This is a genomic window from Affinundibacterium baiyunense (genome assembly GCF_018139645.1).
GTDB lineage: Bacteria > Pseudomonadota > Gammaproteobacteria > Burkholderiales > Burkholderiaceae_D > Undibacterium > Undibacterium baiyunense.
This window is the reverse complement of the sequence record NZ_JAGSPM010000003.1, coordinates 215,863-230,828: the sequence shown is the minus strand read 5'-3', so window position 1 is coordinate 230,828 and position 14,966 is coordinate 215,863. Positions and strand designations below refer to the sequence as shown.

Annotated in this window: 11 protein-coding genes; all 11 read left to right on the top strand. The window is 44.7% G+C overall.

Annotated elements, in window-relative coordinates; translation table 11 throughout:
- Positions 1–378: 378 nt before the first annotated feature.
- The 11 genes from KDM92_RS06610 to KDM92_RS06560 all read left to right on the top strand — a co-directional run bounded on the left by KDM92_RS06610 (position 379) and on the right by KDM92_RS06560 (position 14,921).
- A complete protein-coding gene (locus KDM92_RS06610; RefSeq protein ID WP_212683604.1) occupies positions 379–1,188 on the top strand; it encodes a cytochrome C assembly family protein in 810 nt (269 codons plus the stop codon).
- On the top strand, positions 1,185–1,472 hold the full coding sequence (locus KDM92_RS06605) for a PP0621 family protein (RefSeq protein WP_212683603.1): 288 nt from the start codon (positions 1,185–1,187) through the stop codon (positions 1,470–1,472). Before KDM92_RS06610 ends, KDM92_RS06605 begins: the two co-directional genes overlap by 4 nt.
- Positions 1,473–1,487: 15 nt before the next feature.
- Positions 1,488–3,233, top strand: coding sequence for a two-component system sensor histidine kinase NtrB (locus KDM92_RS06600; RefSeq protein WP_212683602.1), 1,746 nt, complete (start codon positions 1,488–1,490; stop codon positions 3,231–3,233).
- A complete protein-coding gene (locus KDM92_RS06595) occupies positions 3,220–4,692 on the top strand; it encodes a sigma-54-dependent transcriptional regulator (protein ID WP_212683601.1) in 1,473 nt (490 codons plus the stop codon). The genes KDM92_RS06600 and KDM92_RS06595 overlap by 14 nt, the downstream gene beginning before the upstream one ends.
- A complete protein-coding gene (ampD, locus tag KDM92_RS06590) occupies positions 4,676–5,269 on the top strand; it encodes a 1,6-anhydro-N-acetylmuramyl-L-alanine amidase AmpD (protein WP_212683600.1) in 594 nt (197 codons plus the stop codon). Before KDM92_RS06595 ends, ampD begins: the two co-directional genes overlap by 17 nt.
- A gap of 710 nt (positions 5,270–5,979) precedes the next feature.
- Positions 5,980–8,901 carry a ribonucleoside-diphosphate reductase subunit alpha gene (locus tag KDM92_RS06585; RefSeq protein ID WP_212683599.1) on the top strand — a complete coding sequence of 974 codons (2,922 nt, stop codon included), beginning with the start codon at positions 5,980–5,982 and terminating at the stop codon, positions 8,899–8,901.
- A gap of 134 nt (positions 8,902–9,035) precedes the next feature.
- Positions 9,036–10,238 (top strand): ribonucleotide-diphosphate reductase subunit beta, encoded by a 1,203-nt coding sequence (locus KDM92_RS06580; protein ID WP_189345834.1) that lies wholly within the window; start codon positions 9,036–9,038, stop codon positions 10,236–10,238.
- A 521-nt stretch (positions 10,239–10,759) separates the two neighbouring features.
- Positions 10,760–11,602 carry a hypothetical protein gene (locus KDM92_RS06575; protein ID WP_212683598.1) on the top strand — a complete coding sequence of 281 codons (843 nt, stop codon included), beginning with the start codon at positions 10,760–10,762 and terminating at the stop codon, positions 11,600–11,602.
- An 87-nt stretch (positions 11,603–11,689) separates the two neighbouring features.
- Entirely contained in the window at positions 11,690–12,244 is a 555-nt protein-coding gene (locus KDM92_RS06570; protein WP_212683597.1) for a YggT family protein, read from the top strand.
- A 66-nt stretch (positions 12,245–12,310) separates the two neighbouring features.
- Positions 12,311–13,750, top strand: coding sequence for a DUF4139 domain-containing protein (locus tag KDM92_RS06565; protein WP_212683596.1), 1,440 nt, complete (start codon positions 12,311–12,313; stop codon positions 13,748–13,750).
- 232 nt (positions 13,751–13,982) lie between these two features.
- Positions 13,983–14,921 (top strand): exopolyphosphatase, encoded by a 939-nt coding sequence (locus tag KDM92_RS06560; protein ID WP_212683595.1) that lies wholly within the window; start codon positions 13,983–13,985, stop codon positions 14,919–14,921.
- The last annotated feature ends 45 nt before the right edge of the window (positions 14,922–14,966 follow it).

The following is a 14,966-nucleotide window of genomic DNA, read 5'->3' as shown; positions in this document are numbered from 1 at the left end:
ACTGAACAATTGTTCGACCCTGTTCTTGAGTGCTTGGCAGTATCTAGAAGCGACCATCCTTAGTCAAGTGAATCGAGCAAGCTTTTTACACATATATTTAGGCATGTTGTAATTGCAGCTTATAAAGTTTCCGTAGAGGATTATATTGGCGTTGATTGGAACTGTTGATTGGGAATCGATACTGAAGCTTGATTGACGTCTGATATAGACGATCGGAAAAAGCACTTTCGCTGAACTCTTTGCGTTGACGCAAAGTCGAATTTGTCAATTGCGCGAAACTCAAACGCTTGCTTTGATTCGCCAAATCAACCATATATTTGTTGGATCAAGAATTTCAATCAGGAAAAAAATATGTCCAACATAGTGTAAACTTAAACCATGCTAATTTATTTATCAATTGCGGCTGCGCTCTTATATGCGATTTGCCCATTTATTCCCAATCATCGTAAAGTGCTTTCACTAAGCACCGCCGCGATTGCATGGTGTGTGCACGGACTTGTGCTAGGCCTAAGCGTCTATGCGGAACATGCTCTAAGAATTGGGTTTGCAGTCATGTGGTCGGCTGCGATTTGGGTCTCCATTTTGGTGTATTTGGTGGAAAATCGTAATTTCTCGCTTGATGGACTACGTATATTGATTTTGCCTCAAGCCGCGGTAACAGCTTTATTGCCTTTAGTTTTTCCTGGTAATTTGGTGCCGCTGTATAACAAACCATCGATGTTTCCATGGCATGTCGGCGTTGCTATGTTGGCTTATAGCACTTTAACCATAGCTGCATTTCACGCCTTGATTATGTATGTGCAAGACTTACATTTGCATCGCATGCGTGGCAAGCCGGTGCAATCATGGTTGGAAAAAGCCTTGGATCGTTTACCTGCACTGTTAAAGATGGAGCATATTTTGTTTATGCTGGTTAGCTTGGGTTTTATTTTGCTGAGTTTGACTGTACTTTCTGGCGTAATTTTCTCAGAACAGTTCTTGGGTGTTGCATTCAAGTGGGATCACAAAACGGTATTGTCTCTGTTATCGTGGGGCTTGTTTGCCGTGCTGTTGGCTGGTCGTCAATGGCGTGGTTGGCGCGGCAAAGCAGTATTGAGAATTACTTTATTTGGTTTTCTCAGCCTCTTGTTGGCCTACGTTGGTAGTCGTTTTGTGATGGAAGTCGTGCTACACAGGAGTGTACTGTGAAATTATTTTTGTGGTTGTGCTTAGCAGTCCTCGTGTATCTGGCCTTGCGCAAGAGTTTTCGTGCCAATATGCCGCCTTCAAACCGTAATCAAGATAGTGCAAATACCTCCCAAGAAGATTGGCGAGAGGATCAGTTTGTACAAAATCCTAGTGCTAAACAAGTTGAGTCCATGCTTAGCTGTGCGCATTGCCAAGTCTATTTTCCCGCATCCGAATCGGTACAACGAGGCAATCTTCACTATTGCTGTGCCGAACACGCGGATATTGCCAGCAAAACTTCGTGATAAGACCTTAGCGTCATGATCAAACACGATATCAGGCAACAAGTAGTTAGTGCGACTTTATGGCGTTCTTTGCAAACGCTGAATTTTTCGCGTGTCTTGGTTGCGCTCGCCTTATTGATATCGCTAGTCTTTAAAGTGTTCACTGATTATTGGTTGTTCGAGCCCAATACTTTACGTGTGGTGGCTGCCTCCTATTTAGTCGTAGCGCTTGGTTTTGTGATACTGAAGTGGAAATGCCAACAAGGGTTTATGTTGCAGTTGGTGACGCAGGTCGCGATCGATTTAATTGTCATCTCTTTGTTGTATGTTGGCGCAGGTGGTAGTAAGAGTGGGCTAGTCATTTTGTATCTCTTCCCATTAGCAGGCTTGGGCATATTAGCGCCTATGCTATTAGCCCTGTCTTTTGTCTCGGCTGTTTCGCTTTTTCTGCTGTTAGTCAACACCTATCAAGTGTTACAGAACGAAGATAGCAATATTATTTCGCAAGCGGGCTTGTATGGTGCGGCTTATTTTGCGGTGGTCTATGTATTAAATCGCTTAGCGAAAAATTTGCTTGGGCAAGAGGAGCTAGCGAATCAACGCGGTTTTGAGTTGGCTCTGCAACAAGCGATTAATCGCACCGTGATTGCGGATATGGAAGACGGCGTATTGGTGATTGATCAGGATGGCTATTTATTCGAATCCAATCCAGCAGCTGAACGGATGTTGGGGATTTCTACCTTTCCCTACTCGGTCGAACATAAAGTTCGACTAAAACAAATCAATAGCTTAGAGCCAATTGCAGAAGCACTGGAAAAATGGAGCGAAGGGCAAAGACCTCATACCACGACTTGGTTGAGAAATGAAGGTGCATCCTTTGTAACGATTCGTCACTTTGTAGATACGCGTAATCAAAATACGAATTTTTCTTCAGCAGAAGCGCCGCATGAAGCGGTCACCCACTTGAAATTACGCTTTATTCGAATTGATGAAGATGATTTCAATCATTTGGGCTTGCATTTGACACCTTGTACCATCATTTTTATGCAAAATGTATCGGAACTAGAAAATCAAGCGCAGCAATTAAAACTCGCGTCAATGGGGCGATTGACTGCCAGTATCGCGCATGAGGTACGTAATCCTTTATCGTCGATTTCTTATGCCGCATCCTTGCTGGGTGAAGATGTGCATAATGAAGTACAGGCGCGTCGTTTATTAAAAATCGTTGAAGACAATGTTGCTCGCTTAAATCAGCTAATTGAAGATATCTTAAAATTGTCGCGCAAAGCGCAAATGAATCTTGCTCCGGTTTTGTTGGCAGATGAATTAAAAAATATCGTGCAAGAGTTTGTAGAAACTCGTGGCATTTCTGCAGATACGATCCAATTGATCGATACAGCGCGATTGCATATCGTCTTTGATCCGGGTCATTTGCATGAAGTCATCACCAATTTGCTATCGAATGCTGTGCGTTACGCCAGCGGTGAGCCTGGTTGTATTCGTTTAATTATCAAAATCTCTTCGGGTAATCGGCGCGAGTTACATATACAAGATGACGGGCCCGGAATTTCGGCTATGGTTCGGTCGCATTTATTCGAACCTTTCTACACCACATCGAGTAAAGGCACAGGCTTAGGCTTGTATATGGCAAGGGAATTATGTTTGAATAATCATGCTGTTCTTGATTACGAATATAGGAACGACGATACCTATACCCATGGCATAGAGCCGGGTGGTCGTTTCGTTATCAATTTCTCTAATGAAAATCATGAATCCAAATGAGCTAACTGCTGCGGCACGCATCCTAGTGATTGATGATGAAGCTCATCTGCGCGAGCTATTAGAAATTACCTTGATCAAAATGGGTTTAGATGTAGATACGGCAGAAACCTTGGCAGTAGCACGCGAGTTTTTGACGAAGCAGCATTATTCCCTTGTGCTCACCGATATGCGTTTGCCCGACGGTAGCGGCTTAGAGATGGTCGAGGAAGTCAGTAGCAAATATAAGTCGACGCCAATTGCTGTGATTACTGCTTTTGGTAGTGCAGATAATGCCGTCGTTGCTTTAAAGGCGGGCGCATTTGATTATGTGTCTAAGCCAGTCGCATTGGATCAGCTACGTAAGTTAGTTCGTTCTGCGTTGCAAATGCAAGAAGTAAAGCCAACTGAGGAAGTCACGATTGTTGCCGCTAAGCCTTCTAGCCCGTCGTTTTTAATCGGGCAATCGGAAGAGATTCAACATGTACGTTCGCAGATCAGCCGACTTGCGCGTAGTATGGCTCCAGTAATTATTACTGGTGAGTCTGGCAGCGGCAAGGAATTAGCGGCACGAGAAATCCACCGTAATAGTGCACGTGCAGATAAGCCATTTATCGCCGTTAACTGTGGCGCGATTCCTGAGGCTTTGATGGAAGCCGAGTTTTTTGGTTATCGCAAAGGCGCTTTTACTGGTGCGAATGAAGATCGGGATGGTTTTTTTCAGGCAGCAAATGGCGGTACTTTAATGTTAGATGAAGTGGCTGATTTGCCTTTAGCAATGCAAGTAAAGTTGCTACGTGCAATTCAGGAGCGGCGGGTTCGTAAAGTTGGCGCTACCGTTGAAGAAGCGGTTGATGTACGTATTCTGAGCGCAACCCATCAAAATCTGGAAGCCTGCGTTACCGCCGGAAAATTTCGTCAAGACTTATATTACCGCTTGAATGTGATCGAACTCGTGCTGCCACCCTTACGTCAACGTTTGAACGATGTAAGCGAGTTAGCCTCAGGCATCTTATTAAAGTTAGCCACACCTGGCTATCCGATTAGTTTGAACGCGGCGGCGTTGAACGCGCTACACACTTATGATTTTCCCGGAAATGTACGAGAATTAGAAAATATTCTTGAACGCGCAGCCGCGTTCGCAAATGATGGTTGTATTGATGTAATCGATCTTGGATTACGTTCCAGCTTGCGATCGGTACCGCAAATTGAACGAGAGTCTAGTTCTGCTGTAGTTGGCATGCAAGAATCACAGTCAATCAGCGAATCAGCGCCTGGGCAAGCCAGCAATTTATTCGTCATGCCAGAATTACCGTGTGTATTACCGGAATATTTAGAACAAATTGAACGCGAAGTAATACGTGCCGCCTTAGCGAAAACCCGCAATAACCGCACACAGGCGGCCGAATTATTAGGCGTCAGTTTTCGGCAATTACGTTATTCAATTCAGAAATTAAAAATTCACGATGTTGAAGCGGATTAATTCTACGTTCACTTCAGTAGCGAATTTGGAGATTGATGCGCAAGGCTGGTGCAAGCAAGCGCAGATTTTACTATCGCCAAACTTTACTGAACGTCCTGCTGATACCCAAGTCGATTTATTGGTGATTCATAATATGAGTTTGCCTGAGGCCGATTTTAGTGGTGATTACATACTTGATTTGTTTCAGAATCAACTTGATTGCGATGCACATCCCAGTTTTGCTGATTTGCGAGGGCTAGAGGTATCAAGTCATTTTGTGATCCGTCGTGATGGACAGTTATTTCAGTTTGTTTCTTGTTTGGCGCGAGCATGGCACGCGGGTTTGTCGAGTTTTCAAGGACGCGAAAAGTGCAATGATTATTCGATTGGAATTGAGCTAGAGGGATGCGATACCTGCCCTTTCACTGATGCACAGTATGCTAGCTTGAGTCTATTAACCATGAGTCTGCTTCAGCATTTTCCTATCCAGCACATTGTTGGACATAACGAAATTGCTCCTAGACGTAAAACCGACCCTGGTCCTTTTTTTGAATGGTCACGTTTTCAGCAGTCAATCTCCAAACAATTCGCGTTTTAAGCAACCGCGACTGCTCTAATAGCACTAGTTTGATTAAACAATTGGCGTATCTGACGCGAAAATGCGTTTGATCTTTGCTACTAGATAGAGCTTATTAGTGCGGAAAAAAACTACAGCTAGTGGTTTCTTACACTTTTTTGTTGTCACGGTAATACAGTGTAGTGATGTTTTTTTTGTTTTCGCCTTCTTCTTTTTCACTACACTGCACAAGAAATTAGCACTCGATGTTAGTGCCTACTCACGCTCTAATCCGCATAGTTTTGTGGCTTGACTAATGTCAAATAGAAGCGATCGTTTTAGCTCAAATATATCCGCCAATTGTGAAAAAAAGCGGTTGCACTCTGCAGAGCTGGACACTAGAATTAGTGCAAATGAAAATAATCACACTAGATATAGTGTTTTTTGGAAAGTTTCCCAAAATTATTTTTTCGCTTGTTTTGAACCTAAGTAAGTGACGCAAATCTTGATGGATTGAGTGGAATAACTCAATTCCGAATTTGTCGTTTATCTGAATTCAAATAAGCATGAGCCGAAGTTGAAATTGAGGTTGATGATCGTTTGACCTCAGGCAGTACGGTAGTTTGAGTAAATTCCGCAGCACCCGAGCAGATATTCACTTTAGTTTGACGAATCACTCCGATGTGTCAATCGATAACTAAAGTTCGACGCTCAATTTTGACATTTAATAAGACCCTAAACCTGGAGGCGAAATGCACTCTTCATTAGAAATATCACCATCCCAAGCATTTGATGCAGCAGCGGCACAAGCAAGTTTGGAAATGCGTTCAACTGTTCCAACCGCGAGTTTTAGCGACTATCGAATCATTCGTCGCAACGGCGCCGTCGTTGGTTTTGAGCCGTCTAAAATCGCGATTGCAGTAACGAAGGCATTTTTGGCTGTGAATGGCGGTCAAGGTGCTGCATCGGCAAGAATTCGTGAGTTGGTTGAGCAGTTAACTTCTAATGTCGTCAATGCTTTGATGCGCCGTCAGCCAAATGGTGGCACTTTCCATATTGAAGATATCCAAGATCAAGTTGAATTGGCCTTGATGCGCTCTGGTGAACATGATGTAGCGCGCGCCTATGTGTTATATCGCGCCAAACGGATGGAAGAGCGTCGTCAACAATTAGAAGCGCAAGCAGCGGGCAAGTCCGATGCAGCGGCACCGCAAATCCACGTCATCGTTGATGGTCGTCCGCAGGTGCTAGAAGTAGCGCAAGTGCGCGCTTTGATTTCCGCCGCTTGTGTTGGCCTAGAGTCTTTGGTGGATGCAGAAGCCATTCTGATCGAAACTTTAAAGAATTTGTATGACGGCGTCCCTGTAGAAGAATTGCATAAATCGGCGATTTTGGCGGCACGTGCGATGATGGAAAAAGAACCAGCATACAGCCAAGTTACTGCACGTCTGTTGTTGCATACAGTTCGTAAAGAAGTGTTTAAACGCGAAGTGGCGCAAAAAGATGCCGCGGATGAATACGTAGAATACTTCCCGAAATTTATCAAAAAAGGGATCGAAGCTGGTTTACTGGATACCAAATTAGCGCAATTTGATTTGAAACGTTTGGCAAAAGCCTTGGTCGCTGACCGTGATTTGCAATTTGGTTATATCGGCTTGCAGACTTTATACGATCGTTATTTCTTGCATGTGCGCGATATCCGTATTGAAATGCCGCAAGCGTTTTATATGCGTGTAGCAATGGGCTTGGCTTTAAATGAGATCGATCGCGAAGCTCGTGCGATTGAATTCTATAACTTGTTGTCGACCTTCGACTTCATGAGTTCGACACCAACACTATTTAATAGTGGTACGCAACGCTCACAATTGTCGTCTTGCTATTTGACTACAGTTGCCGATGATCTCGATGGCATCTATGAAGCGATCAAAGAAAATGCCTTGTTGGCGAAATATGCAGGTGGCTTGGGCAATGACTGGACCCCAGTACGCTCTTTAGGTGCGCATATCAAAGGGACGAATGGCAAATCACAAGGCGTGGTGCCATTCTTGAAAGTGGTGAACGATACCGCTGTCGCGGTCAACCAAGGTGGTAAGCGTAAAGGCGCAGTTTGCGCTTATCTCGAAACTTGGCATATGGACGTTGAAGAATTTTTGGAATTACGTAAAAACACCGGTGATGATCGTCGTCGTACGCATGACATGAATACTTCCAACTGGATTCCAGATTTGTTCATGAAACGTGTGATGGAAAAAGGCGAGTGGACCTTGTTCTCACCGTCTGACGTACCTGATCTGCATGATAAGTTTGGTAAGGCATTCGAAGAAGCGTACACAGCATACGAAGCAAAAGCAGCTGCTGGTGAAATTAAGTTATCGAAAAAAGTTCCAGCTTTAGATCTGTGGCGCAAGATGTTGTCGATGTTGTTTGAGACAGGTCATCCTTGGATCACGTTCAAAGATCCTTGCAATATCCGTTCACCACAACAGCATGTCGGCGTTGTGCATAGTTCGAACTTGTGTACAGAAATTACACTGAACACCAATGATAGTGAAATCGCGGTCTGTAACTTGGGTTCCGTCAACATGCCAGCCCATATGAAAGATGGCAAGTTGGATCACGAAAAACTCAAACGTACTATCACAACAGCGATGCGCATGTTGGATAACGTGATTGATATTAATTACTATGCAGTGAAGAAGGCGCGTGATTCTAACTTGCGTCATCGTCCAGTTGGTTTGGGTATCATGGGTTTCCAAGACTGCTTACATATGATGCGCATTCCTTACGCATCGATGGATGCGGTGCAGTTTGCTGATACATCGATGGAAGCAGTGTGCTACTACGCGTATTTGGCGTCGACAGAATTAGCGCAAGAGCGCGGTCGTTATAGTTCTTACACAGGCTCTTTGTGGGATCGCGGTATTTTGCCGCAGGATTCTGTGAAGTTATTGGCTCAAGAACGCGGCGGTTATTTAGAAGTCGATAGCTCAGAAACAATGGACTGGTCGATTGTGCGTGATCGTATCAAACAATACGGTATGCGTAACTCCAATTGCGTAGCAATTGCACCGACCGCGACGATCTCCAATATTATCGGTGTCTCAGCCTGTATTGAGCCTACTTATCAAAACTTGTACGTGAAATCAAACTTGTCAGGTGAATTCACTGAAATCAATGAACACTTGGTACGTGATTTGAAAGAACGTGGCTTGTGGGATGACGTGATGATTTCTGATCTCAAATACTTTGACGGTAGCTTGGCAAAGATCGATCGTATTCCAGAAGATCTGCGTGAGTTATATGCGACGGCATTTGAAATCAGTCCAACATGGTTGGTAGAAGCGGCATCACGCCGTCAAAAATGGATCGATCAAGCGCAGTCTTTGAATATCTACATGGCTGGTGCTTCAGGTAAGAAGTTGGATGAAACTTATAAGCTGGCTTGGTTGCGCGGTTTAAAAACCACCTATTACTTGCGTACGATCGGTGCGACCCATACTGAAAAATCCACCAGTAAGACAGGTGCTTTGAATGCAGTGGCGGTTGATGGCGGTCATGGCAGCTATGCGGCGAGTGCAGAAGTTAGCGCATTGCCAGCAGTTGAAGCCGAGGGAGCTGCATGTTACTTGCGCCCAGGTGATCCAGGCTTTGAAGAATGCGAAGCGTGCCAATAAGCTGCGAATAAGCGCTGCAAGCATGCAGTGATCACGCTAGTTGATCACTGCATCATGTACTGCGATGATCAACTTCGCTGAATAAACTTGCACTGAACCGAACTTAGCAAAATTTAACAAATAAGGAATGTCACATGCTTTCATGGGATGATGAAGTCGCACCAGCGGCACCGGCGCCACGTCCGGCCATGCAACCACCAGCACCAGCAGGCGTTGCGAATCAATTTGATCAATATCAAACGCGTATGCAAACGCAAGACGTCGCTTTGAATCCAGCCTTGGTAACCAAGCCTGTCGTCGTGAGCGCGGAAGATATTGGTCGTCGTGTCAATGCTGCGGACAAGCGGATTATCAATGGACAGACTGATGTGAACCAGTTGGTTCCGTTTAAATATAAATGGGCTTGGGATAAATATTTGGCGGGTTGTGCTAACCATTGGATGCCACAAGAGATCAATATGCAGCGCGATATCGAGCTGTGGAAAAACCCAAATGGCTTGACTGAAGATGAACGTCGCTTGGTTAAACGTAATCTCGGATTTTTTGTCACCGCCGACTCTTTAGCTGCGAATAATATTGTGCTCGGCACCTACCGCCACATCACTGCGCCAGAATGTCGCCAATATTTATTGCGTCAAGCATTTGAAGAAGCGATTCATACGCATGCATACCAGTACATCGTTGAATCACTTGGTTTAGATGAGGCCGAGATCTTCAATGCATACAACGAAGTTGAATCGATTCGCGACAAAGATCAATTCTTGATTCCATTCATCGATGTGTTGACGAACCCGGAATTCAAGACAGGCACTACGGAAGCGGACCAAACGCTATTGCGCTCGTTGATCGTTTTTGCGTGCTTGATGGAAGGGCTTTTCTTCTATGTTGGCTTCACACAAATTCTGGCGCTCGGTCGTCAGAATAAAATGATGGGTGCTGCGGAACAATACCAGTACATCCTGCGTGATGAATCGATGCACTGCAATTTCGGAATCGATTTGATCAACACGATCAAAATGGAAAATCCACATTTGTGGACTGCTGCATTTCGCGACGAAATTAAATCGTTGTTTTTACGTGCGGTTGAGTTGGAATATCGTTACGCAGAGGATACAATGCCGCGAGGAGTACTCGGCTTGAATGCGCCTATGTTTAAAGGCTATTTACGGTTCATCGCAAATCGTCGCGCACAACAAATCGGTCTGGATGTTTTGTTCCCACAAGAAGAAAATCCTTTCCCGTGGATGAGCGAAATGATCGACTTGAAAAAAGAGCGGAACTTCTTTGAGACCCGTGTCATCGAATATCAAACAGGTGGCGCACTCAATTGGGAATAAATCATTAGAATCAATTTTTGTAGTCGAAAGTGTTCAAGACAAAAAATCGTAAAGACAGTAAAATGCGACCAAAGTAATTGAACAAGAAAGGCTTCACAAAACTGAATGAACTTTTTAGACTCATTCGATGTGGTAAGTTTAGATAGCGCGACCCCAGCGAGACTGGGTGTTGCGCTTTTGTGTTTGGAAAATCCGAAATGCAATTGGCAAACTGTTTGTGAGCTGAGAGCGGATTTAAAAGCAATTTGAAATAAAGAATTCCAACGCTAGTTTTTTATAAATAGCGTTTTGGCTGTTGTCATCAAGTGTTAAGGTCTGCCTGTAGCGAAGAATAAAAAAGGGCAAACGACAAAGCCATATGACCGTCTTATTCTGAAGCGGGAGTGAATAAGATAGTCGGTGCCGAATTCATTAGCGCAACCAGATGTCATGTTTGTGCCGATGAATAATCCGCTTACTAGAAAGAGAGCGGATTTTAACTTTAATCTGATTTTTTCCGACTAACGTGAAGGAGAAACAAAATGGCAACAGCACCCGAAGCCAAGAAAGCAGCAGCTAAGCCTGCGGCAAAACCGGCGGCAAAGAAAGCAGCAGCGAAACCTGCAGCAAAACCAGCTGCGAAAAAAGTAGCAGCGAAACCAGCAGCTAAGCCAGCAGCGAAAGCGGCGGCAAAACCAGCAGCTAAGCCAGCAGCGAAAGCGGCGGCAAAACCAGCAGCTAAGCCAGCAGCGAAAAAAGCGGCAGCGAAACCAGCAGCTAAGCCAGCAGCGAAAAAAGCGGCAGCGAAACCAGCAGCTAAGCCAGCAGCGAAAAAAGTAGCAGCGAAACCAGCAGCGAAAAAAGCGGCAGCGAAACCAGCAGCTAAGCCAGCAGCGAAAAAAGTAGCGGCAAAACCAGCAGCTAAGCCAGCAGCAAAAAAAGCAGTAGCAAAACCAGCAGCTAAGCCAGCAGCGAAAAAAGCGGCAGCAAAACCAGCAGCTAAGCCAGCAGCGAAAAAAGCGGCAGCAAAACCAGCAGCTAAGCCAGCAGCGAAAAAAGCGGCAGCTAAGCCAGCAGCGAAAAAAGTAGCAGCGAAACCAGCAGCTAAGCCAGCAGCGAAAAAAGCGGCAGCGAAACCAGCAGCTAAGCCAGCAGCGAAAAAAGCGGCAGCGAAACCAGCAGCTAAGCCAGCAGCAAAAAAAGCGGCGGCTAAGCCAGCCGCAAAAAAGGCCGCAGCGAAACCAGCAGCGAAACCAGCAGCAAAGAAAGCAGCTAAACCAGCGGCTGCAAAGCCAGCTGCAGCAGCGGCAGCACCAGCAGAAGCAAAGACAGTTGTCAGCCCAACGGCAGCGTGGCCTTTCCCAACTGGTACACGTCCAGCGTAATTTTCTTACTTGGACGCCTGGTTTTATTCAGGCACAATACCCACTGTGTGTTAATCACCCAGTGGGTTTTTTTTTGAGGAAGCATCCATGTTTTATGAATTGTTTGGATTTGTGATCGAAATCCTTGCAGGTATTTTCGCCGGTTTTTTGTTATTACGATTTTGGATGCAAGCTTTACGATTGCGGCCACCTAGTTCTTTGGGACAGGCGATTTATCAATTGACCGATTGGTTGGTTAAGCCGATACGAAGATTAGTACCAGGCTTTGGTGGATTAGATTGGGCAAGTTTGATTGCCGCTTTTTTAGTCGCAATGGTTTCTATTCTCCTGGAGTTATTATTTGGCGGCCAGTTGAATATTGCTGTATTGTTGTTGGCTTCTTTATTACGCTTGGTTCAATGGATACTATATGGCTTAATGGCCTTGCTCGTGTTAGAAGCGATCTTAAGTTTCGTCAATCCTTATGCACCGCTGGCACCGATCATTCGCGCTTTGAATGAGCCTTTGCTACGACCAATTCGTCGTGTTTTACCAGCGATGGGTGGCATCGATTTTTCTGTCTTAGTTGCATTAATTGTTTTGCAAATACTTAGCCGCGTGTTAATGTCCGTCATCCCAAAGCTCTATTTTTACGTTATGTAATCCTAGTTAGTTAGGGCGCTGGATCACGGTTTGATTCAGTTTGTTCACTTGATGGAAGGAATGAAAATGCGTTATCCACTCAGTTGCGTTTCACTGTTATTAGCATGCTCTGCGAATGTCTACGCGCAGGATACCGAGCAACGTAGTACGTTAAATGATCAGCGTGAAGTCGCTGTGACGATTTATAACGAAAACCTTGCATTGGTAAAAGATCAGCGAAAGATCAATTTAAAGCGGGGGCAAACAGCCTTGGCCTTTCGTGATGTCAGCGCCAAAATGCGCGCCGAAACAGCTTTATTGCGCAGTATTTCTGCACCAGGTAGTCTCTCGGTGATCGAGCAAAACTTTGATTTTGATTTGCTGACACCAAGAAAATTATTGGAAAAATATGTAGGCCAAACGGTTACGATTGTGCGGACCCATCCAACCACCGGCATTGAATCAACGGAAGTCGCGCAAGTGCTAGCGGCCAATGAGGGTGTGGTAATGAAGATCGGTAATCGGATTGAGACGGGTATGCCTGGTCGTATCGTCTACGATGGTGTACCTGCGAATCTACGCGACCGCCCAACGCTGGTGATGTCGCTCAATAATACGAGTAACGCAACGCAAGATGTTGAGTTAAGTTATTTGACGGGCGGCTTAGCTTGGAAAGCTGATTACGTGGTTGAACTCAATTCCAATGAAGACAAGCTAGATATTTCTGGCTGGGTAACCTTGACGAATACGAGTGGTGCGAGCTATCGGAATGCCAAGTTGCAATTGGTGGCTGGCGATGTCAATCAAGTTCGAGAACGAGTCACGGTGTCAGGTAGTAGAGCGATGCCAATGGCTGCTGTACCGGTCGCTAAAGTGGCGGATATGCAGGAAGAATCGCTGTTCGAATACCATCTATACACCTTGAATCGTCCGACCACCATCGCCGAAAATCAAACTAAGCAAGTTGCATTACTAGGTGCTTCTGGGGTTCCTGCGCGTAAAGAGTTTTTGTTACAAGGCAGTGATTATTACTACCAATCTGCCTACGGTGACTTAGGACAAAAGATGAAGATTGGTGCCTTCATCGAGTTCGATAACAAAGAGAGCGCACAACTTGGAATGCCTTTGCCAAAAGGTGTGATTCGTGTGTATAAAAAAGATAGTAATGGCAATGCACAGTTCATCGGAGAAGATAGGGTAGATCACACACCGAAGAATGAAAAAGTACGTTTGAAATTGGGTGATGCATTTGATGTAACTGCAGATAAAAAGCAAACGGATTTCAAGAAAATTGCTGGCACATCTAAATACAATTATGTATTCGAGAGCGGCTATGAAGTGGTTTTAAAAAATGCCAAAAAAGAAGCGGTCACCGTCACAGTTCAAGAACCGATGCCAGGTGATTGGCAAGTCTTAAGTAGCAATCATCCACACACCAAGGCAAGTAGCAATACCGCGGTTTGGAAAATCACAGTTCCAGCCGAAGGCACGAGCAAATTGGTTTATCGTGCGCAAGTGCGTTACTAAAACGGAAACTACAGCTGAATTTGAAGTTGAACTTAAAGCTAAAATTAAGCGCGTAGCCGTCTGAAAAAAACTCCATCATTGCGATGGAGTTTTTTTTATGGAAAGCGTTTTTTTAGAGTAAATTAAATCCTTTGAATCGAAACGCAACAGCTTGGATTTTCCTCTTAATATTTCTCGAAATCACCAAAACTTTGGAGTAGACTAGAATTTCCTTTTTATCGAGAGGTGGTTCATGTCTGCAACGTCCCCAAAGTATCGTTTGATCACGCGCAGTGACTTTGATGGCTTGGTTTGTGCTGTGTTACTCAAGCATTTACAGCTAATTGATGATATCAAATTCGTGCATCCTAAAGACATGCAAGATGGCAAAGTAGAGGTGAGTGATAGAGATATCACAACCAACCTACCTTTCGTACCCGGCGTACACCTTGCGTTTGATCATCATTTATCTGAAACATTGCGTAATCCCGGTGAACGTAGCAATCATGTGATTCATCCTGACGCGCCGTCGGCGGCACGGGTGGTTTATGATCATTATGGTGGGCGTCAGGTTTTTCCAGCCGAATGGGACGATATGATGGCGGCGGTTGATAAAGGGGATGCTGCGCAATTTAATCGCGAAGAAGTCTTAAATCCAGCGAATTGGGATTTGTTAAACTTCTTGATGGATGCGCGCACTGGGCTTGGGCGTTTCCGTGAATTTCGGATTTCAAATTACAACTTGATGATGGACTTGATCGACTATTGTCGAAACCATCGCATTGAGCAAATTATGGAACTACCTGACGTCAAAGAGCGGGTAGAAATTTATCAAGAGCATGCGGCAAAGTGCAAAGAACAAATTAGTCGTTGTGCAAAGGTCTTCGGCAATTTGGTGGTCTTAGATTTGCGCAATGAAGAAACCATTTTTGCAGGTAATCGCTTTGTCATTTATGCGATGTATCCAGAGATTAATATCTCGATTCATGTGCTGTGGGGTTTGAAACAGCAGAATACGGTTTTTGCGACAGGTAAGTCGATTTTGAACCGAACTTCAAAGACCAATATTGGTGCTTTAATGTTGGAATATGGCGGTGGTGGTCATGAAAATGCAGGCACTTGCCAAGTTGAAAATGATCAGGCAGAAGCGGTTCTTGCACAGTTAATTCAACGTATCAACCTTGATGGTTGATCTTTGATGATTGCACCTGTGTGCTGATTTCATCGCGGTTGGGCA